This window comes from Gloeothece verrucosa PCC 7822, assembly GCF_000147335.1.
GTDB lineage: Bacteria > Cyanobacteriota > Cyanobacteriia > Cyanobacteriales > Microcystaceae > Gloeothece > Gloeothece verrucosa.
The window spans coordinates 1,940,035-1,959,857 of record NC_014501.1; the positions used below are offsets into that span (position 1 = coordinate 1,940,035).

The 19,823-nt window shown below is 40.1% G+C and carries 13 protein-coding genes; 9 read left to right on the forward strand and 4 right to left on the reverse strand.

Annotation, left to right across the window (positions count from 1 at the left end; all coding sequences use genetic code 11):
• Positions 1-209: 209 nt before the first annotated feature.
• Positions 210-638 carry an META domain-containing protein gene (locus tag CYAN7822_RS08635; protein WP_013321867.1) on the reverse strand — a complete coding sequence of 143 codons (429 nt, stop codon included), beginning with the start codon at positions 636-638 and terminating at the stop codon, positions 210-212.
• A gap of 658 nt (positions 639-1,296) precedes the next feature.
• Here CYAN7822_RS08635 and CYAN7822_RS08640 point away from each other — a divergent pair.
• From CYAN7822_RS08640 to CYAN7822_RS08655, 4 genes are all read left to right on the forward strand, one after another.
• Positions 1,297-2,349 carry an aspartate-semialdehyde dehydrogenase gene (locus CYAN7822_RS08640; protein ID WP_013321868.1) on the forward strand — a complete coding sequence of 351 codons (1,053 nt, stop codon included), beginning with the start codon at positions 1,297-1,299 and terminating at the stop codon, positions 2,347-2,349.
• 26 nt (positions 2,350-2,375) lie between these two features.
• The gene (dapA, locus tag CYAN7822_RS08645) at positions 2,376-3,266 is read left to right on the forward strand and encodes a 4-hydroxy-tetrahydrodipicolinate synthase (RefSeq protein WP_013321869.1); all 891 of its coding nucleotides are present in this window, start codon (positions 2,376-2,378) and stop codon (positions 3,264-3,266) included.
• A 264-nt stretch (positions 3,267-3,530) separates the two neighbouring features.
• Positions 3,531-5,366, forward strand: a complete 1,836-nt coding sequence (locus CYAN7822_RS08650; protein WP_013321870.1) for a ribonuclease J — start codon at positions 3,531-3,533, stop codon at positions 5,364-5,366.
• 230 nt (positions 5,367-5,596) lie between these two features.
• Positions 5,597-6,355, forward strand: coding sequence for a hypothetical protein (locus CYAN7822_RS08655; protein ID WP_013321871.1), 759 nt, complete (start codon positions 5,597-5,599; stop codon positions 6,353-6,355).
• Between the two features lie 14 nt (positions 6,356-6,369).
• On the opposite strand, the gene CYAN7822_RS08660 is transcribed toward CYAN7822_RS08655, so the two are convergent.
• Entirely contained in the window at positions 6,370-7,875 is a 1,506-nt protein-coding gene (locus CYAN7822_RS08660; protein ID WP_013321872.1) for an aldehyde dehydrogenase family protein, read from the reverse strand.
• Positions 7,876-8,230: 355 nt separating this feature from the next.
• Here CYAN7822_RS08660 and CYAN7822_RS08665 point away from each other — a divergent pair, with 355 nt between their 5' ends.
• Positions 8,231-10,360: an adenylate/guanylate cyclase domain-containing protein gene (locus tag CYAN7822_RS08665; protein ID WP_162052169.1), complete on the forward strand. Its 2,130-nt coding sequence runs from the start codon at positions 8,231-8,233 to the stop codon at positions 10,358-10,360.
• Positions 10,361-10,405: 45 nt separating this feature from the next.
• A complete protein-coding gene (locus CYAN7822_RS08670; protein WP_013321874.1) occupies positions 10,406-11,863 on the forward strand; it encodes a mechanosensitive ion channel family protein in 1,458 nt (485 codons plus the stop codon).
• Between the two features lie 976 nt (positions 11,864-12,839).
• On the opposite strand, the gene CYAN7822_RS08680 is transcribed toward CYAN7822_RS08670, so the two are convergent.
• Positions 12,840-15,197 carry a bifunctional serine/threonine-protein kinase/ABC transporter substrate-binding protein gene (locus CYAN7822_RS08680; RefSeq protein ID WP_013321875.1) on the reverse strand — a complete coding sequence of 786 codons (2,358 nt, stop codon included), beginning with the start codon at positions 15,195-15,197 and terminating at the stop codon, positions 12,840-12,842.
• Positions 15,198-15,464: 267 nt separating this feature from the next.
• On the opposite strand from CYAN7822_RS08680, the gene CYAN7822_RS40170 reads away from it, so the two are divergent.
• Positions 15,465-16,421 carry a DUF2207 domain-containing protein gene (locus CYAN7822_RS40170; protein ID WP_013321876.1) on the forward strand — a complete coding sequence of 319 codons (957 nt, stop codon included), beginning with the start codon at positions 15,465-15,467 and terminating at the stop codon, positions 16,419-16,421.
• Between the two features lie 40 nt (positions 16,422-16,461).
• On the opposite strand, the gene CYAN7822_RS08690 is transcribed toward CYAN7822_RS40170, so the two are convergent.
• On the reverse strand, positions 16,462-17,607 hold the full coding sequence (locus CYAN7822_RS08690) for a serine/threonine protein kinase (protein ID WP_013321877.1): 1,146 nt from the start codon (positions 17,605-17,607) through the stop codon (positions 16,462-16,464).
• 493 nt (positions 17,608-18,100) lie between these two features.
• Here CYAN7822_RS08690 and CYAN7822_RS08700 point away from each other — a divergent pair, with 493 nt between their 5' ends.
• Together CYAN7822_RS08700 and CYAN7822_RS08705 are read left to right on the forward strand one after the other, a co-directional pair.
• A complete protein-coding gene (locus CYAN7822_RS08700) occupies positions 18,101-18,454 on the forward strand; it encodes an NfeD family protein (RefSeq protein WP_013321878.1) in 354 nt (117 codons plus the stop codon).
• A 4-nt stretch (positions 18,455-18,458) separates the two neighbouring features.
• Complete coding sequence (locus CYAN7822_RS08705; RefSeq protein ID WP_013321879.1) at positions 18,459-19,820, forward strand: flotillin family protein; 1,362 nt, start codon at positions 18,459-18,461, stop codon at positions 19,818-19,820.
• Positions 19,821-19,823 lie beyond the last annotated feature (3 nt).

A 19,823-nucleotide genomic window follows, 5' to 3' on the forward strand; every position in this document is an offset into this window, starting at 1 on the left:
CATAAAAATATCAGTCAGGTTGAGCTATGACTGGGGAGGAAGCAAACCGTGCTGTGATCGTCGTTTTCCACAATGAATCTGAGTAGGAATATTTCTAGCTCCTTGTCTTCCTTTTTCTGACTCCAAATATTCTGACTAAAAAATGGTTGAATAACTCATGAGTTATCCAACCCAAATGCTATTACTCTCGCTAATAAACTCTGATAATTTTAGGGGTCTTTAACATATTCTAAAGTTTGATTGTTCCCGTCACTAAGTTTTAAATGTTGCTCACTTACTTCATAGTATTTTGCGGCTTCTAATGCTTGTATATATGCACCTTCTTGCTTCATTATAGCTTGAGGATGACATAACATTTGGGTAGTAGCTACAGGCCCAATTAAAATGCGATTTTCCGTTGCACAGAAAGACGCAATGTAGCGATTGCAACCAGCACTACCGTAAATTACATTATCAGGTTCATCATCAAAGCTTGCTGTGATTTTAGCACTGTTTAAAACCGGCTCATTACCGATAGATACAAGGGTCCAATCTCCTTTAAGCTCTGTCGCGTAACTGGGGTTTTGAACGGCGAAAGTTAACCCTAAAAATAACAGCCCAAAAATGACAGCTTTTTTGATGGATTTAAAAATGTTCATGACTTAACTTTACCTAAAATTGAAGACTTTTTAAGTCTCTCAGGCTTTTGCCATTAATAGTTCAGTTAAATTTAGGACTTGAACAATAAATAAAATTCAGGAAAATTCAGGAATAAAATTCGGTTTAGGTCGTTATTATTGAAATAGTTAGTGCTACTGTGACAGATTTACCGACTTAATAATGAGGCGTAACAGCTTATGAACTAGCGCGTTATGCCCAGAAATGAGTAAGTTTAGGGAAATATTTTTTAACTGTCGTCAGTCCCCTACTCTGGCACCGGTCATAAAACCCCCTTTGGATTAGACCAACCCGCATAGGATGGCGATCAGATGCCCCAGAAAATCTCATTTGTCGCCCAAGCAGCGAATTAGCCGCCCTCATGACTCACTAGCCAAAAACCTATCGGGGGAACTTGAGCCGCTCAAGTCGGTCAAACAAGAGCAACAATGCTCGCTCTATGATATGATAACCAAGCTGAAAATATTATTATCTGTTCGGGTTATGATAAAGTAAAGCCATCTTAAACCTTGAACAGTAAAGTCTTTCTAAACTAAACTAGCCCGTTATAGTAACTTAAGTTTAAATAGATAAAACCATATATCAAAACCCCATCAAAAACCCAGTTCAAGGTTTAACCAATCTAAGGAGGAAACTCAATTGACAAAAGAAATTAATGTTGCTATCCTCGGCGCAAGCGGAGCAGTCGGCACAGAACTCATCGAATTACTCGAAAGCCACCACTTCCCAGTAGCTAATCTAAAACTACTTGCTTCGGGTCGTTCGGCTGGTAAAACCCTCTTATTTAAAGGCCAGGCCTTAACCATCGAAGAAGTCAACGAAGGATCATTTAAAGGAATTGATCTCGTTTTAGCCTCGGCAGGCGGCTCAATTTCCAAAGCTTGGGCCAAAACCATCGTCTCCTCGGGTGCAGTGATGGTAGATAACTCCAGCGCTTTTCGCATGGACCCTAAAGTGCCGCTCATTGTGCCCGAAATCAACCCCCAAGCCGCCGCCGAGCATCAGGGAATTATTGCTAACCCCAACTGTACTACCATTATTATGGCGGTAGCCGTATATCCGTTACACAAAGTTCAACCCGTAAAACGGATGGTGGTAGCGACCTATCAATCAGCTAGTGGTGCCGGTGCTAGAGCAATGGAAGAAGTCAAAATCCAAGCCCAAGCGATTTTAAATCAGCAAACTCCCACTGCCGAAATTTTACCCTATCCTCTGGCCTTTAATCTATTCCCTCACAATTCAGCCCTCAATGAACTGGGATACTGTGAGGAAGAAATGAAAATGATCAATGAAACCCGTAAAATTTTTGGGGATTCAGAGATCCGCATTAGTGCCACTTGTGTGCGAGTTCCCGTATTGCGGGCCCATTCAGAAGCCGTTAACCTAGAATTTGAGCAACCTTTCCCGGTCAAAAAAGCCCAAGAAATTTTAGCAAGTGCAGCCGGCGTAAAAGTAGTAGAAGATTGGCAGAAAAATTATTTCCCCATGCCCATAGAAGCAAGCGGCCAAGATGATGTATTAGTGGGAAGAATTCGTCAAGATCTCTCTCATCCTAATGGTCTAGAATTATGGTTATGTGGAGATCAAATTCGCAAAGGAGCCGCTCTTAATGCCATTCAGATTGCAGAATTATTGCTCCAAGAAAATCTACTTCATCCCTCAAAAACCGTAGCCGTTTCTGTGGGACAATAACTGTCAGAACAAGAGAAAAAATACAGATGAGTGATCAGAATTTTGGAAGGGTAATCACTGCTATGGTGACCCCCTTGGATGAGCAAGGGCAAGTCAATTATGAGGCGGCCGGCGAATTAGCTGTCCATTTAGTCAATCAAGGCAGTGATGGGTTAGTGGTGTGTGGAACAACAGGAGAATCGCCCACCCTTAGCTTGGAAGAAAAATGCCAACTCTTTCAAGTCGTGAAAAAAGCCGTTGGGGATAAAGCCAAAATTATCGCTGGCACCGGCACCAACTCCACAGAAAAATCTATTCAGGCCACTAAAGAAGCTGCTAAAATAGGAATAGATGGCTCATTGCAGGTGGTTCCCTATTACAATAAACCCCCTCAAGAGGGATTATATCAGCATTTTCGCTCAATCGCCGAAGCTTGTCCAGAGCTACCGATAATGCTTTACAATGTGCCAGGACGTACAGGGCAAAATCTTCTCCCAGAAACCGTGGCCAAATTAGCAGAAATTGAGAATATTGTTGCTATAAAAGAAGCCAGTGGGAATATAGAACAAGCCTGTAGAATTCGCAGTTTAACGCCTTCATCTTTTGCAATTTATTCAGGAGAAGATTTTATTACTCTACCGTTAATGACAGTGGGAGCCATCGGGGTAGTTAGCGTAGCGAGTCATTTAGTGGGTCAACAGATGCAGGAAATGATTCAAGCGTTTGAAGTTGGCAAAAATTCCTTAGCTACAGAAATTCATTTAAAACTTTCTCCACTATTTAAAGCTTTATTTTGTACGACAAATCCCATCCCGGTTAAAGCCGCCTTAAAAATGCAAGGTTGGAAAGTAGGAGGAGTGCGCCCTCCACTTTGTGAATTGTCTTCCGAGTTACAAAAAAGCTTAGAAACTGTGTTACGAGACCTATCATTAATCTAAAAAGTGGACAAAAAAAGATTAATGAACTCTATTTGACAACGTATAGATTAAATACGTTACAATAATAGTAACAATTTATTAAGAAAAAATTCCTGTGGAGCAATTAGGCATTAGAAAAGCAGGAAAAATATATTTTTATCTGCATAAAAAAATCTGATTAAGAGACAAAAATTGTTGAAAAAAACCCGTAGCCAAATAACTATTAAATTTTTAGGAAAAACTCTAAAAACTCAAACCCAAAATAGCCAATTGTAAAGGAGGCAAATGAGTAACAACGAAACCCAATCTAAATTAAAAATTATTCCCCTAGGCGGACTTCATGAAATCGGAAAAAATACTTGTATCTATGAGTATGAAGATGAAATATTAATGGTGGATGCAGGAATCGCTTTTCCCACCGATGATATGCACGGGGTTAATATCGTCTTACCCGAAATGACCTATCTACGAGAAAATCATCAGAAAATAAAAGGGATGATTGCTACTCATGGTCATGAAGATCATATTGGGGGAATACCTTACCATTTAAAACAATTTGAAATTCCCGTTATTTATGGTCCGCCTCTCGCCATTGCCTTAATAGAGGATAAATTAGAAGAAGCCGCCGTGACAGGCCGCACCAGCTTAAAAACGGTTCGTTCTCGGGAAATAGTGCGAGTTGGAAAACACTTTTTAGTAGAATTTATCCGTAATACCCACTCAATGGCCGATAGTTTTACGCTGGCCATTCACACTCCTATCGGCATCCTCATACACACAGGAGACTTTAAAATTGACCATACCCCTATAGATGGTCAACATTTTGACTTTCATCGATTAGCCGAATATGGGGAGAAAGGCGTATTATGCTTACTGAGTGACTCCACCAACTCAGAAGTCCCCGGACATACTCCCTCAGAAGCCAGCGTTTATCCTAATTTAGACCGGATATTTGCTCAGGCCCAGGGGCGAATCATGCTCACCACCTTTGCTTCATCGGTTCACCGTATCAATATCGCCCTACAGTTATCCCAAAAACACAACCGAAAAGTGGCGGTAGTCGGAAGGTCCATGCTTAATGTCATCGCTCATTGTCGTAACTTAGGCTATATTAAATGTCCTGATGAGCTATTTGTTCCCATTAAAGCCACCAAAGGATTAGCGGATGAGCGGGTTCTCATTCTCACCACCGGCTCACAAGGAGAACCCTTAGCGGCTATGACTCGCATTGCCAACGGAGAACATCCCCTGGTGAAAACTCGTCCAGGAGATACCATTATCTTCTCTGCTAACCCGATACCCGGCAATACCATAGCCGTCGTTAACTGTATCGATAAACTGATGATGCAAGGAGCAAACGTTATCTATGGACGGGATAAAGGGATTCATGTTTCCGGTCATGGATGTCAGGAAGACCAAAAAATGATGTTAGCTCTCACCAAACCGAAATTCTTTGTGCCTGTACACGGAGAACATCGGATGTTAGTGCAACACGCTCAAACCGCGCAAAAGATGGGATTTACCAAAGAAAACACCGTTATTATTAAAAACGGCGATGTGATTGAGTTAAGCACTGAACGGATACAAGTTGTCGCTCAAGTTCCGGCAGGACTGGAACTGGTAGACCAAGCCGGCATCGTTCATGAACAGGTGATGGAAGAACGCCAACAGTTAGCCAACGACGGAGTAGTTACTGTAGCGGCTACCGTCAACCAGCAAGGAAAACTGGTCACTCAACCTCAGCTAAATTTAAGGGGAGTGGTAACCGTTGTCGATAGTGCCTTACTACACCAATTAATTAATCGTTCTATTGAGCAAATTCTCAGTGAACGTTGGGGAGAGTTTAAAACCCAAAGCGGCATACCCAACTGGACTGGGTTAAGACAAGAAATAGAGAGTTATTTACAACGACTAATTAAACGGGAACTCAAAAGCCAACCCTTAGTAGTTTTTGTCCTGCAATGGGCAGATACATCAGAGTCGCCCTTGCAACCTGAACAAGCTCAACAAGCTGAACAACCTGAACAAGCTGAACAACCTGAACAAGCTGAACAACCTGAAGCCACAACTTCTGGGAGAACTTATCGGCGGAGACGTTCCACTGCTTCGATGGCATCGTAAGCTCAAATCCCCTTTGTAACAAATAACCAGAAATCATCATTGTAGGGACGTTGCCGGCAACGTCTCTAATTTTAATATCTGAGTGAACAAGATCAACAAATTGATCCGAAATTGAAGAATTTATTTAAAGCTTAAGCAAACAGAAAAGATTTTTAAAGTTGTCACAATTAATACACCTATTGCTTCTAAACTAGAAATAAAGGTACTGATAACATTCATCACAAATCATTATGGTAACAGTAGGTCCTAATTCTGAGTCAAACTCTTCCCTACAACTGCGAGAAATTCAGGAATTGTCCATTTCTATTTCTGCCCAAAAACTGAACCCAACAATGTTGAGCGAAGATTTCCTAAAAGCTAGTGGAATAATTCCTAGTGATTGGGAATTAAACAAACAGCCGGTGTTAAATCCTAATTATGCTCAAGTCAGCTTTCAAAATGGGGTAAGCATCGTTACTCAACCGCGAACCATTACTTTTTTAGAAATGCTCGGAACCAAACAATCAACAGAGATAAAATTGCCAGAACTGGTTCACAAATATGTTGAAAAGCTTCCTCTTGCTGAATATCAGGGATTAAGTATTAGTCCAAAAAGTGTGGTTCCGCTTTCGGGTTCACTGGATGCAGGCAGAAAATTTATTACCGAAACCTTACTCGCTCCCGGCGCTTGGCAAGAATTTGGTAAAGAACCTGTACAAGCTGGACTAAATTTACTCTATCAGTTAGACAAATGTCAATTTAACTTGACAATTAATGAAGCCAGGTTACAGTTACCCGATCAACAATCTCTTCCAGCTTTATTATTTTCTGGTAGCTTTAACTATGATCTGACCAGCAACACCGAAGGGGAGCGTATAGAGAAATTAAATCAAGGCATTGATGAATGGGAAGCCAATTTGGAAGCTTTTCGAGAAATCGTCAATGAAAGATTTTTAGGACAACAAGGAAGCTTATTCCCCAATCAGTTCATCCCTACCATTGTTCAGTAAAAGTTAACAGTTATTTAATTTTCAGTGACAGAACGATTATCAATTTGCGCTCGTTGTAAACGTCCTGAAAAATCGACATAGACTGTTTTCCATTCAGAAAAAACATCTAACGCGGTAGTTCCGGCTTCTCTATGTCCATTACCACTTTGTTTAACCCCACCAAAAGCAAGATGTACTTCTGCACCAATGGTGGGGCCATTAATGTATGTAATACCGGCTTCAAGGTCTTGCATGGCTTGAAAAGCGCGGTTAATATCTTGGGTATAAATCGAAGAAGATAAGCCGTAGGGAGTATCATTGAGGACTGAAATGGCTTCTTCAAAGGAACTCACCTCAATTAAGCCCACCACAGGCCCAAAAATTTCCTCTTGCGCCACCCGCATTTGAGGCGTGACGTGATCTAAAATTGTCGGTTCAAAGAAAAACCCCGATTTTAAGGCAGAATCTTTAGGGATATCGCCGCCGAGTAAAATTTTAGCGCCTTCTTCCCGAGCCAGATCAATATATTTTTTCACCTTTTCCCGTTGAGTTGAACTAATGAGAGGCCCGACATCGGTTTTTGGATCAATTCCTGGGCCTAAACGGAGTTGAGCCGTTTTCTCGAGTAACTTTTCGGTAAATTCCTTTTTGATATCCCGATGTAAAATCAAGCGGCTAGTGGCCGTACATCGTTGTCCTGTAGTGCCAAAAGCTCCCCATAATGCGCCTTCTAAAGCTAATTCTAAATCGGCATCTTCCATCACAATTTGAGCATTTTTTCCCCCTAATTCCAAACAGACACGCTTATGGATACGTCCGCAAATTTCCCCCACTTGAGAACCAATAACAGAAGAACCTGTAAAAGAAACTAAATCGATTCCTGGATGTTCGACTAAATCTTGTCCGATTTCTGGCCCTACGCCATGAACTAAATTAACGACTCCTGGCGGAAAGCCGGCTTGCTGGAAAACTTCGACTAATAGGGTGGCACAAGCCGGGGTATCTTTAGCCGGTTTAAGAATAATAGTATTGCCACAGACTAAGGCCGGTAGAGACTTCCAACAGGGGATAGCCACCGGAAAATTCCAAGGGGTAATTAAAGCACAGACACCCACCGGCATCCGCAGCGTCATAGCAAACTTATTGCTGAGTTCTGATGGAGTGGTTTGTCCAAATAAACGCCTTCCTTCCCCAGCATAGTAAAAAGCGCAGTCTATCCCCTCTTGAACATCCCCCCGAGCTTCAGCGATGGTTTTTCCCATTTCCCGAGTCATCACGGTAGCGAGTTCTTCTTTTCTCTTGGTTAAAATTTGAGCGACTCGTTGAAGATATTCCGCTCTTTGGGGTGCAGGGATTTTTCGCCAACTCAAGTAAGCTTTGCGTGCGGCTTCTACTGCGGCATTAACATCGGCCGAAGTGGATAAAGGGAAAGTCGCTACTACCTCGCTAGAATTGGCAGGGTTGCGGCTTTGTGAAGTTTCGCGCACTTTCGCGGGTACCCATTGACCGTTGATATAATTAAAACAAGTTAAAGGAGGCATAGCTGTAAATAGTTAATACTGAACATTTAACAGTTATTAAGTTATCAGTTTATATTTAGTTTATTGTGTATTTCGTTGCATTTTAGCCTTTTAATTTTAAATTAAAAATTGTTTTAGGGTTTTTCGGTTGCCGGCTATCTAGAACATCGCGCAATTTTGCCACAGCTACTTGACATGACCTGAGAGCCTAGCCGCTAGTGCAGTGGATAGTTTTCCCCAGACCTACCACTTAAGAGCGAGTCAAGAAATCCCTCTAATGATATAGAATATACGATTAAACTTAGTCTCAAGTTGTCTCTTGAGTCTTTAAATGCGATTTCTTAACAAGCTGAGTATTCAATCCAAACTATTACTCATGCTACTGCTAATCAGCATCGCCTTAATTTTCATTACAGGCTACATGGATTACAGTAGTGGCAAAACGGCATTTACCAAAACCATCTTTAACCAACTCGTTATCCTACGAAGCGTCAGAGCCAAAGAAATTGAATCCTACTTTCAATTTAGCAAAAATCAGATTCTCACCGTCAGCGAATCCCCATCAGCCATTGAAGCAATGAAAACCTTCAAGGCAGCCTACCAAAAATTAGAAACTCAAACCTTAAACCCCAACCAGCAACAACAGTTAGAGAAATACTACCAAAATGTTTTTATTCCCGAACTCGGGCACAATGTAGTAGATGGAACACCCATTGCAGAAACCTACTTACCTCAAACGAGTGTCGCCCAATATCTCCAATACCACTACCTAGCGAAAAATCGCTCTAAACAGAGACAAAATGATTTAGAAAATCCTGGAGATGGCAGCGAATATAGTAAAGTTCATCAAAAATACCACCCTTTATTTAGAAATTTACAAAAAAGATTTAAATATAACGATATTTATTTAATCGACGTTGATAGCGGCAACATTGTCTACTCCGCAGAAAAACAAGTAGACTTTGCAACTAATATAGGGTTAGGTCCTTACGAAAATACCAACCTAGCCAAAGCCATCTTATCGATTGAAAAATCGAGAGACCACAGTTTAATCATCATCAAAGACTTTGAACCCTACCGTCCCTCCTATAATAAACCCTCGGCTTTTATCGCCACCACAATTTTTGATGGGACAGAATTTATCGGTGCTTTGGTGTTTCAACTCCCCATCGAGAAAATCAATGGAATTATGACCTCATCTGGACAGTGGGAACAAACCGGACTCGGCCAAACCGGCGAAACCTATTTAGTCGGTCCAGATAACTTGTTACGTTCCCTTCCCCGCCAGTTTGTCGAAAATCCCAACCAATATTACCAAGCTCTCGAAAAAAACGGTCTTGATAATAACACCATTGAACGGATACGCCGCTTAAACACACCCATTTTAGTTCAAAAGATAGAATCGAGCGCTTTAGAACAGGCCATCACCGGTAAGAAAGGAACAGCCATCTATCAAGACTACCGAGGCATTCCCGTACTAGCCGCCTATCAACCCATTCAGGTAGGAGATTTTAACTGGGGATTAATTGCCCAAATGAGTGCGGATGAAGCCTTTGCTCCCATTAATGAGTTTACCCGTCAATTATTAGTGACTTCTGCTATTCTCGTAGTCTTTTTCACGCCGCTTTCTAACTGGTTGGCGCGGCTGTTTGTGCGTCCCATTAAGCAGCTTAGGGCAGGAGCTTGTCGCATCGGATCAGGAGAAACCGATGTTAAGCTAAACATTCAATCAAAAGATGAATTTGGCGAATTAGCAGTAGCTTTTAATTATATGAGCGAGAACTTACATCAAAGAGAGCTACTGATTCAGCAAATGAAGCAAGAAAACGAAAACCTCTTGCTCAATATTTTGCCAGACCTGATCGCCAAACGCTATAAAAAAGGAGAACAAGCGATTGCCGATACTTTTCCCAATGTTACTGTTTTATATGCAGAAATAGAGGGTTTTAATGAACTATCTGCTGAATTGCCCCCTGAACAAACTATTAGGTTACTCAATGAAATTGTCAGTGCTTTTGATGAAGCGGCAGAAGCTTATGGCGTTGAGAAAATGAGAACCATCGGCAATTTATACGTGGCGGTTTGTGGGTTGTCAGTTGCTCGCGTCGATCATGTTAAAAGGACGGTAGATTTTGCCTTAGACTTACTCAAATTAATCACCCGTTTTAATCAGCAACAGGGAACAAAATTGAGTTTAGATATTGGTATTCATTGCGGTCCGGTAGTGGGGGGAATTGTAGGAAAAACTCGATTTATTTACGCCTTAACCGGAGAAACCATGAGAATTGCCTACGCGATTCATTCCTCACCTCGGCAAAATGTCATTCAAGTGACCCACAAGGTTTATGAGAGTGTAAAAGATCTTTACCCATTTGAACAGATTGGAGAAGTAGAAATTCCTAAAGCCGGAGTCATCCCAATTTGGTCGATGAAAATAGGGGGAATTAAATCATCGATTAATGTTAACTCTTCTTTAAACGGAGCAAGCGTCGGCATAATTGATTAAACCCCCTTTTTCATTTCCCTATTCCCAACTGTCAATTAATTTTCTATGACCGACTTTATCATCAAGCAAAATTGGTTTGTATGGACATGGGTATTAATTTTAGGGTTTCCTATGCTAATGCTGTTGCTTAATGAATTCGTAGTACAGCTAGAAAGGCAACAAAAACCCCTCGTCACGCCTGTCCGTATCCTGCGAAATTTGGTAGTGCCAACCCTGGCTATTTTTTTGCTTTTGGTTAAGGTCTTACAGCTTGCTGAAGAGGCTATATTAGTTCGCTTAATCGAGACTGTTCTTTGGATTTTTATTATTTATGCGGTACTCACTTTAATTAATATCTTACTGTTTGAGCAAGCCAGGCCGGAAAGCTGGCAATCTCAAGTCCCCAAATTATTTCTTGATCTCAGTCGATTTTTCTTGATCTTGGTAGGAACAGCGCTAGTGTTATCAAGTGTCTGGAAAACAGATTTAGGGGCTTTATTGACCGCCTTGGGCGTGGGATCATTGGTGATTGGTTTAGCCTTGCAAGACAGCTTAGGCAATATTTTTTCGGGAATTGCTTTGCTTTTTGAGCGCCCCATCAGAAGCGGCGACTGGGTAGAGATTGGGGATAAAGTGGGCAAAGTGATAGAAGTTACTTGGCGCTCAGTACATTTGCAAACTTGGAACCGAGATCTGCTGGTTATCCCCAATTCCGAACTCGCTAAGAGTAATTTTAGAAACCTCAGTCGACCAACGGGTCTTCATGTGGAAACTTTTGAGGTAGGCTTTTCTTATGATGACCCTCCCAATCGAGTTAAACAAATTCTTAAAACTACGGCACGGGAAACTCAAGGGGTATTAAGTGATCCAGAACCTTTTGTCCAAACCACAGGCTATAAAGACTTCTATATCAATTATAAAGTTGGTCTATTTATTGATGACTACGGACAATCTCGTAAAATTTTAGATGAGTTTATCACCCGTATTTGGTATGCGGCTAAACGTCATCATCTGACGATTCCCTACCCAATTCAAAACCAATATGAATATCAAGGTGTTGCACCTATCCCAGAAGATCGAGTTCTTCGAATCACAGAAATTTTACGCTCTATTCCGAGTTTAAGTATGATCGATCCCCTGCTTCTGGATCAGTTAAATGACAACATCACCACTCAAAAATATGGTAAAGGAGAAATTGTCATTGCTCAGGAGCAGCGTTTGCTAGGACTGTATATTATTCTCCAGGGTCGTGTACAGTTATGGGTCCGTGATCGTACCGGTAACACACAGCCGGTTTTAGAACTATCTGAGGGCGATTTTTTTGGGGTACAAGCATCCTTGTTATCTGATCATCAAAGCGATGTTTCTGTGGAGGCCCTTGAGGACCTAGAAGTTCTCATTTTGGATACAGAAACTCTACAATTGCTCTTATTGCGATCCCCTCGCTTTGCGCTTGAATTGGGCGAGTTGATGGAATCACGCCGCAAGTTGGTGCAAGCGGCTAAAAGTAGCCTTTTTCAGTGACATCCTCCCACGCACTCCGTAAACTCCCTGCGGGGCTTCCCTAACTCACGATAGGGCATTCCTGGTTATTCCCTTACGGGGTTTCGCCACTTATCTAAAACTCGTTGGTACAAGCGATGATGACATCTCCCACCGTTGGTTTCCCGACAGAACGACTCGCTCAGGCGTTTTCGTTTTCCAGAGTCCCTGGATACTTGAGGCAGTGCGGTCTTGACGGTTACCGTCGAGAGTAACTGCCGTGTCGATTTATTCGATTTTTGTCGTATTTCCCAAGCTCTGGAGGTTCCGCCTAATGACTACCTTTCACTCTCATCTTGGATGGGTACATCCCAAATTTGGCTCAATTCAGGTTCTTACCTTGCGGCCAATTTTAGTATATAGGTACTTGGCTACGCTGTCAACCACTGACTCGCTTTCATGAGGACGCGCATCTGCGGTCGCACGGCAGATGATCTGCTCACGTAGTGGCGCGGAGCGCATCGTCCGTCCCTCGAACTCCACTACGTTTCGTTCGGGGATTTCCCACTCGGAACTGTTAAAAAACCCTGCATCCTAGCAGGGCTTTAATTTTAAGCAAGAGGAGACTCAATCCGTTCACTCAGAGGTCAACAAGAGAAACTTTGTGAGTCAGTCAGCTAAATTAGTATACGTTGTCGCCACCTTGATGACTTCATCCATCCGGGTGAGAGAGTTTTAGCAAGTCGGGAACTTATTGCGGTTACTCTCAATCGGTTTATGGAGGATTTATCTGTATTGTTAAGGAGCTAGTCGTTACTGATGTAGCTTCTTATCTCTGTTTCTATTGTTAGAATATTAAATCTGACGGGGGATGTCAGTCCCATAATTAAGGGAATTTTTGGCCAAGGAAAGGCTAAAATTTGCTGTTTAAGTAGAAAAATGTAGAATATTACTTTGAACAACTCAAACTCATTGCTATCGAAATACATCTCTACACATAAAGTTACTGACAAGTATTTCATCTGCGTTCATCTGCGTTTATCTGCGGACAATTATGCAAGAGGTCTATTTTATTAACCTTTTCAACGGGAACAAAATCATATTCGCCGCTAGAACAGGGATTAGAAATCAGAGTCACTAATTGGACTGTATTCTCTTGGCGATCACCTTTAATAAAGCTAATTTCTGGGGCGGTCACTCCCTTAGCTTTAAAATTAGGATCAATTAAAGTTTGTTGTAATTGAAGCCGCTTTTGTTTAGGGTTAAATATCATCATTAAAGATTCCATCCAATTAGGAGAAGGTATTTTATTTAAAGCTTGAGCTAGAGTTATAGTGGCATCATAGGCCATTGCTGTTCGCCAACTGACTGTTCCTTTCCATTCTTTTTCGGCTTCTTTAGTAAAATCTGGATCGCTACTGGTTAAAGGATGCCAAGGAATAGCAATCACTATCCCTTGGGCAAATTTTCGTTGATTTCTAGTAGCCGGGTTAAACAAAGTATCAGACCCAATGATGGGCAGTTTATTATCATTAGCTCTCATTAAGTCTAAAGCATTGTTAAACGAAAAATCATTAACTCGTCCATCAGGAATTAAAAATAAAGCTTGACTTCCTTGTGTACGCACTTCCTTTATAGCTTGATAAGCATCAAAATTTTCATTTTTTAAATTATCAAAAACTTGAATACTTCTGCCGGCAAAACTCTTCTCAAAATTATTTTTATAAGACCGACTAAAACTACTATCTGGATTATAAAAAACAGCAATTTTTTGAATGTCTTTTTGAATTAAAAATTTAGCAACTTTCTCAGCTTTATTTTGATCGGGTGATACGGTACGGAAAAAGAAGCGGCTACTATCGGTTAAATCTTCTGATGTGCTAGTGGGGGAAATTAACACTAATTGATGCTGGTCATAAACTGAAACCGATGCTTTAGTTACGTCGCTGGCGTAGCTTCCTATAACTCCTAAAATATTAGGTACTTTACCTAAAGTATTGGCAATAGTAATAGCTCTTGCGGGTTTATTATCATCATCAGTAATTACCACCTGTAACCCATAACCTTTAATAATATTATTCTCATTAATATATTTTTGGGCTTGGGCTACCCCTCTAAGAATTTCTAGTCCGGCATCTGAGCCATTATTTCTATCTTTTAAAGGTAAAGAAACAGCAATGCTATAAACCGGAGTTTTATTGAGAATTAATTGGACATTATTTAAATAAATAAGCGTTTCTGGGTCTCGGGGCTGTTCTTTTCTAGCGTTTTCAAAAAAATCTAATGCCTGTATATAGTTTCCTTTTTCGTAAGCTTCAACGCCGTTTTCCTTAGCGGAAGAGGGACTATCATCATTAATGATAACTCCAGCGCAACTGATAAAATCGGATTCTTGAACCGGACAAAAACTTGATTTCTGAGTTGACCATACCAGCCAACCCCCTAACACTATAACTCCTAACCCTACACTTAAGGCGACTTTGAGTTTCCAATAGTTAGGAGGATCTGGAGGTAAAGGGGGAGGAGGAGGAATTACAACAGGCTTATCCTGTCTAGATAATACACGTAAAGCCTCTAAAACGTCTTGAACTGAACGGTAGCGCTCTTGACAATGATAAGCGGTCATTTTATCGATAATATCTGCTAAATCTTCCCTTACTTGAGCCTTATTGCGCCAAATAAAATGACGATGAGCCGCATCTAGCTCCCATTGCTCCTGAGTGGGGTTGCTTTTAATCAAAACTTGTATGGCGATAACTCCCACTGCATAAATATCACTACATAATTGAGGATATCCCATAAACTGCTCTGCTGGTGCATAGCCGGGAGTTCCTAGTGCTAGAGTTCGAGTGATTTGATTGCTGTTTCTTCTAACTGTAGCCGCGCCAAAATCAATTAAAACAATTTTATTATCACTACTGCGTCGGATTAAATTGGAGGGTTTAATATCCCGATGAATCACTCCCTGTTGATGAATATATTGAAGAATGGAGAGGAGATCTTCTAGAAAATTAATAACCGTTTGCTCATAGCAAGGATTGGTTAATTCTTCGTTAAGACAATGACCTTGAATATATTCTTGAACCAGATAATATATTCCGTTTTCTTCAAAGTAAGCAAAGATTTGGGGAATTTGGCTGTGTTCAGTTCCCAGTTGTTCAAGAAGTTTGGCTTCTCGCTGAAACAGTTCTCTAGCTTCTAGGGTAGCATCTGGATCTGTGAGTTGCTTAAGGACTCTTTCTTGATTAAGACAATCTAAATCTTCTACTAAATAAGTTATGCCAAATCCCCCTTTTCCCAAAAAGCGAAGGACTTGGTAACGATTGCGGATAATGTCTCCTGGATTTAAAGGCATTTTCGTCGGTAACTGAACCATATTACGTCACAACAAGGGACTCACTGAAATATATGAGCTTTATTTTGGCACAAAATTCCGGTCTGATCCGTAATTTTACTAATTATTAGCAAATTTCCTGGGCTGTATCAAGTTTATGAAGTTTATGAAGTTTATGAAGTTTATGAACTTTATGAACTTTATGACTTTTCTTTATCAATATATTAATGAAAAATAATAATTTTTTTTTGAATTTATGAATTGAATTTATTTTATTAATAGCTTACCCTAAAAAAAAAAGGGGGTAAAATGAAAAGTAACACAATCAATCGGAAAAAATTATTGGCAATTATTAACTTCAATAGTCTCAAGACTATCTTTTTATCAATTTTAACTTTTTTACTAATTTTAACTTCTAATTGGATGGCAAGCTTTGCTTATTCATCTCCTGTAGTTCAGGGAAAAGAACCGATAGAAGTAGCACAGGCTGAAAATCAATATCCTTTTTATTGGGAATTCATTAATGTAGATATTGATCTACAAGAAAATGGGGATATGCTTATCAGTGAAACTCAAAATTATGTTTTTACTCAAGCCTACAACAATCAGAGATATCGATATATTCCTCTAGATAAAGTGGATCAGATAACTGATGTCTCAGTTTCTGAAAATGGAAAGCTTTTACCTATAACCACAGGAATTGAAAATAATCAATTTTGGATTCGATGGGAACATTCCCTTAATCCTCCTGAAGCCCATACATTTGTTTTAAATTATCGAGTGATTGGTGGCTTACACATTCATGATAGTGGGGATCAAGTTTACTGGAAGGCTATCTTTGCTGACCGAAAATCTCCCATTGAAAAAGCAAAAATAACTGTTAGATTACCTAACATTTTATCAGGAAATATTCAAGATTTTAAAAGTTTTGGTGTTCCTTCTAGTTCGGTTAAAGTAAACTCTCAAACCATTCAATTTATTGCTCAACAAAGTATACAACCTGGAGAAGAATTAGAAGTTCAAATTACTTTCCCTCATAATCTTCTCAAGGTTTCTGTTCCTAATTGGCAAAATTTTTCTTGGGGTTCATTTATTAACGCTATTTTTGGCTGGATTTTCTTTATTTTTATTATTTTGAGTTTCATAACTGGTGGTAGTAGTGGCTACGGCGGTGACGGTGGTGGCTACGGCGGTGACGGTGGTGGCGGTGGTGGCGGCGGTGGTGGCGGTGGTGGCGGCGGTGGTGGCGGTGGTGGCGGTGGTTAGTCGAGTTTGAGTGGGCATCTTGCCCATCCTACAATTATATTTAATCGAGTGGGGAATCAGACAAATTTAATGACTCTAAAGCCAGCATTGCATCCACTGCTGAAGCATAACGTTGCCGAAAATCATAACAGACCATTTTGTCTAAAATATCCCCTAACTGGGGATTAACTTGTGTTTGTTCGCGCCAGACAATATTTAAGGTATCAGAATCAACTTTAAATTTAGTTGGTTCAATGCCGGTTAACGCTTGAATGCCAAGCTTACCAACAGCATAAACATCACTTCTAGGTTGAGGACAACCAACAGCTTGTTCAGGAGCAATATATCCCCGATTACTATTTTGAATGGTAATGGTTTGTCCTGTGGCAACTTGTTTAACCGAACCAAAACCCAAGAGAACTATTTTACCGTCAGAATTGCGTTCAATTAAGTTATCCGGGTTAATTTCTCGGTGAATAACTTTTTTGTCATGCACAAAAGCCAGGATCGATAAAATGCTTTTTAGAAGATCAACAACCTTAGATTCTGGCCAAGGAGGAGGATTTAACATTAGTTTTTGGCTTAAATATTGACCTTCAATAAATTGATGCACTATATAATAATAACCGTCTTCTTCAAAGTCAGCTAAAAGTTGGGGAATTTGATCATGTTGCCCTAGTTCTCTTAAAGCCCACGCTTCCCTCTGAAAACGTTGCGTCATCGCTTCAGATTGAGTTGTCCATTGTTTAACAATACAAGGAACCGCCTGAGAAAAGCCAATATCTTCAGCGATATAAGTTGTCGCAAATTCGTTACTAACTAAGTCCTCAATAATTCGATAGCGCCGCAATAGAACTTTATCTAGTAATCGATTGATCACAGGAATGGGTGCTAGGATTTGCTCACGGGTTTGACTGGCTTTGGCTAAATATTCCCACAGATTAGCCTTACGAACCCTTTCCTCATTTTGAATTATGAGTTGTTGTTGAAAAACTTTGGTTAATTTTGACCATAAATTATGAGCAACGTATCGAGCAATATAACTGACATTCAATCCCCGTAACGCGGGTTCCCCGCTTTTCATTTCTTCATAACTTAATCCTTGTAATGTTCCTTTTATTATTGCTTCTTCTCGGCTGTCTAATGGCTTTAACTCTGCGCTCAACATCCAATTATTGATCAGGGTGATTATTTCTTCTGGATTCATAGTTGTGTTTTAATAGGGAACAGGGAACAGGGAACAGGGAACAGGGAACAGGGAACAGGGAACAGGGAACAGGGAATAGGGAACAGGGAACAGGGAACAGGGAACAGGCCATAGGCCATAGCCCTAATAAATTTCCTATATTTTTTAAAACCTTTATATTTGGACAATATGAGTTTAAATTAAATTTTAACATATAAATTTATTATTTTTATCAATATGATTTTTATGAAGAAAATTCTGAAAAATATGAACTTATTTTAGGACTCAACACTCAAGAATTTATTTAACATATAAGTAAGGTATTTAATAACCGTAAAATCTCTAGGCCAAATTTACTTACATCAATTTGTTATGTTCTTAAAAAAAGTTTTAATGGGATAAATCTTAAAAAATTCTGCAAATTCATGAGCATCTCAAAAATTTAACGTAGAATGCGAGTTAACTTATAACCAAAATTTATAGACTTTACCCGAGCTAAGTTAAAGGGGTAAAAATGGATAAAGATCAGTTGGTAATGATAGCTATTACAGTCATAGCTATTGGGGTTATATTAGGAGCTTTATTTGTCCTATTAGTTAAATGGAAGCGAGGCAATAGGGTTATTAACAGCTTAGTCAGTGTGAATCAAATTGTCGGCTCAATTGGCAGAGTAGAAATACCTTTTGATCAAAATAGTAAAGGAAAAGTAAGAGTAGGCATTAAGGGATCTTTAATCGATTTTGTGGCTGTTACCAGTTTACCTTATGAATTTCAGTTAGGTGAGTCGGTTTTAATTATAGAAATTAAAGAAAACAGAGTTTCGGTAGTTCCCGAAAATTATTTAAGGAAAATACAGGATCAGGAGTAAAATAATGAACCAACAATCTTTACAAACTTCTCAAACAATTATTGCTCAAAGTTTACCCAATGATTACTCGTCACCCGCTTCTCAAAATAATGGGCAGGGTTCAGGGGCAATATTGACGGCTTTCCCCATCGCTTTATTAATATTTGGGGGAATTTTATCAGTTTGGTTTATGAAATCATTTTTGTGTATTTGTAAACCGAATGAAGTAGTGATTTTATGTGGAAGAAAACGAAAAACCAAAGATAATCAAGAAGTGGGCTATCGGGTAATAACCGGCGGCAGGGCATTGAGAATTCCCATTGTAGAAACGGTAAAACGAATGGATGTCACCACAACTCCAATTAGAGTAGAAGTGAAAAATGCCTATTCTAAAGGGGGAATACCTTTAAATATTCATGCCATCGCCAATGTTAAAATTTCTAGTAATCCCGATGTAGTGGGCAACGCAATTGAACGATTTTTAGACCATGATCGCTCGGAAATTATTCGGGTAGCCAAAGAAACCTTAGAGGGGAATTTACGAGGAGTAGTGGCGACTTTAACGCCCGAACAAGTGAACGAAGATCGACTAAGATTTGCCGAAAAAATCACCTCAGATGTGACCCGAGACCTAATGAAATTGGGGTTGGAAATTGATGTTTTAAAAATTCAAAACGTCGCCGATGATGTGGACTATCTGAACTCTTTAAGCCGCGAAAGAATTGCTCTCATTATCCGAGATGCCGAAATTGGTGAATCGGATGCCCTTAGTGAAGCCGAACAAATAGAAGCCGAATGTGAAGAACAAGCAGAAGTGGCAAAAACTCAGGATCAAATAATCATTTTAGAAAAAGAAAATGAATTGAGAAAAATTAAAGCAAAATTAGAACAACAAGCGAAATCCGAAGAAGAAATCACCATTGCCGCCGCTAAAGAAAGACGCGCAAAAGTTGAGCAAAAATTACAAGAAGTCAGAGCAGAATTAGAACGGTTGCGGCTACAAGCGGATGAAGTATTACCAGCCGAAGCTCAACGAGAAGCAAAAACCTTAAAAGCTAGAGGAAAAGCCTCTATTCTTGAAGAGAATGCCAAAGCCGCCGCCTTAGTCAATGAAATGTTAGCCGAAGTCTGGCAGCAAACCGGACGAGATGCGGGCGAAATATTCCTGATTCAACAATTAGAAAGTGTGCTAGAAGAAGCCGTGAAAATTCCCAAGCGGCTGAAGCTTAAACAGGTGAATGTGGTAGATAACGGCGACGGAAAATCGGTTTCTACTTTAATGAAAGTGTATCCCGAAATTGTGGGGCAATTTTTAGCAAGTGTGGATCAAACCCTTGGCATTGATGTAGTAGGGACATTAACCCAAAAAAGCGAAAACGAGAACTAAGGA

Bases quoted from the DNA above. Each gene is read 5' to 3' on its own strand.
- CYAN7822_RS08690 (WP_013321877.1), bottom strand. From the start codon at position 17,607: ATGAATCCAGAAGAAATAATCACCCTGATCAATAATTGGATGTTGAGC.
- CYAN7822_RS08705 (WP_013321879.1), top strand. From the start codon at position 18,459: ATGAACCAACAATCTTTACAAACTTCTCAAACAATTATTGCTCAAAGT.
- CYAN7822_RS08665 (WP_162052169.1), top strand. From the start codon at position 8,231: ATGCTACTGCTAATCAGCATCGCCTTAATTTTCATTACAGGCTACATG.
- CYAN7822_RS08700 (WP_013321878.1), top strand. From the start codon at position 18,101: ATGGATAAAGATCAGTTGGTAATGATAGCTATTACAGTCATAGCTATT.
- CYAN7822_RS08635 (WP_013321867.1), bottom strand. From the start codon at position 638: ATGAACATTTTTAAATCCATCAAAAAAGCTGTCATTTTTGGGCTGTTA.
- CYAN7822_RS08655 (WP_013321871.1), top strand. From the start codon at position 5,597: ATGGTAACAGTAGGTCCTAATTCTGAGTCAAACTCTTCCCTACAACTG.
- CYAN7822_RS08650 (WP_013321870.1), top strand. From the start codon at position 3,531: ATGAGTAACAACGAAACCCAATCTAAATTAAAAATTATTCCCCTAGGC.
- CYAN7822_RS40170 (WP_013321876.1), top strand. From the start codon at position 15,465: ATGAAAAGTAACACAATCAATCGGAAAAAATTATTGGCAATTATTAAC.
- CYAN7822_RS08660 (WP_013321872.1), bottom strand. From the start codon at position 7,875: ATGCCTCCTTTAACTTGTTTTAATTATATCAACGGTCAATGGGTACCC.
- CYAN7822_RS08680 (WP_013321875.1), bottom strand. From the start codon at position 15,197: ATGGTTCAGTTACCGACGAAAATGCCTTTAAATCCAGGAGACATTATC.
- dapA (WP_013321869.1), top strand. From the start codon at position 2,376: ATGAGTGATCAGAATTTTGGAAGGGTAATCACTGCTATGGTGACCCCC.
- CYAN7822_RS08670 (WP_013321874.1), top strand. From the start codon at position 10,406: ATGACCGACTTTATCATCAAGCAAAATTGGTTTGTATGGACATGGGTA.